At 36.2% G+C, this 1188-nt stretch carries 3 protein-coding genes; all 3 read left to right on the top strand.

What is annotated here, in order from left to right:
- Positions 1 to 397, top strand: a 397-nt coding sequence (locus BBROOKSOX_RS11310; protein ID WP_180324035.1) for a hypothetical protein, incomplete at its 5' end; no start/stop codon positions are given.
- A 3-nt stretch (positions 398 to 400) separates the two neighbouring features.
- Complete coding sequence (locus BBROOKSOX_RS11305) at positions 401 to 760, top strand: hypothetical protein (RefSeq protein WP_139661949.1); 360 nt, start codon at positions 401 to 403, stop codon at positions 758 to 760.
- 124 nt (positions 761 to 884) lie between these two features.
- A partial coding sequence (locus tag BBROOKSOX_RS11300) for a hypothetical protein (protein WP_373896631.1) occupies positions 885 to 1188 on the top strand: 304 nt, incomplete at its 3' end.

Raw genomic sequence — 1188 nt, 5'->3', positions numbered from 1 at the left:
TGTCGCTTCTTATGTGGTTGGCGGGATTGCTGCTGAGTTGGGTGGCGGTAAGTTTGCTAATGGCGGGATGAGTGCGGCGTTTAGTAGGATGTTTAATGATTTTGGCAATTCTGAGCTTGAGAATAGTGGCGAAAAAACATCTAGCGGGTGGAGTGGATGGGGTCTGACTGGTGTTATTTTTTCAGGAGTTGGCGGTATGTTAGCACTTCTTCCTCACCCATTTTCTAAGGTGATTGGATATGGCATGATGTCTATAGGTGGAGCAATGCAAGTTTATGATATAAAATTGATGGCAGGGCAATATTTAGGAGCAAATAGTAAAGTTATGAAAACTAAGAATACTATGGATAAAATTTATAGAGAACGAGAAAAAGAACTTAAAAAAATAGGATTTTAGGAAATGAAAAAAAAGCACTCAATATACTTTCTTCCATTGTATATCGCTATTGGACTGATAACAAAAATATTTGTATTAGGTAGTTATATGCCTATACCAATGATCAATACAGAAAGTAACATAGAAAAATTTGTTATTTTGTTAGAGGATTCTATTAAAAATCAAGATTTAAAAAAATCAAGAAAAATTATTCAATTTTTAAAAGAAGATTATCAACGTCAAGATAAGGCTATATCTCAGATTGCATCTTATATAAATGAACAAAGTGAAAAAGTAAGACATGAGTATATCAATAGCATTATCTATTTAGTTTTATTGTGTATTTATACATATATAATTTTTAGAATAATAAGAAAATTATAAACCCCTCACAATTTCAGACAACAATCGAATAAAAGGGAGAAGATATTGGGGACGCTACCCTTTTTTAATTGGTATTTTATTTATCCCAAGATTAAATGTTTATGTAGCAGGATTTTTGTCAGGCATGATAGGAAGCAAAGGTGATTTAAAACAAGGAATGTTAGGTGCATTAACAGCAGGATTTATGCATCCAATGAAAGCAGGTATAGCCCATGGCGTAACTGGTGGCGTGCGAAGTCGATTGTCTGGTGGTAGTTTCAAAAGCGGATTCTTAGGCTCAGCTGTCAGTTATGGCGCAAGTTGGTCAGGTGCATATGAGGCGGCAGGCGTTAGTAGCCAAGCCAACACATGGGCACAAAGAGCACAAAATGCTGTCGCCTCTTATGTGGTTGGTGGGATTGCTGCTGAGTTGGGTGGCGGTAAGTTTG

It is taken from the genome of bacterium endosymbiont of Bathymodiolus sp. 5 South (assembly GCF_900128535.1).
Classification (GTDB): domain Bacteria; phylum Pseudomonadota; class Gammaproteobacteria; order PS1; family Pseudothioglobaceae; genus Thiodubiliella.
Note: the sequence above shows the minus strand (reverse complement) of the source record. Positions and strands in the feature narration are given on the sequence as shown.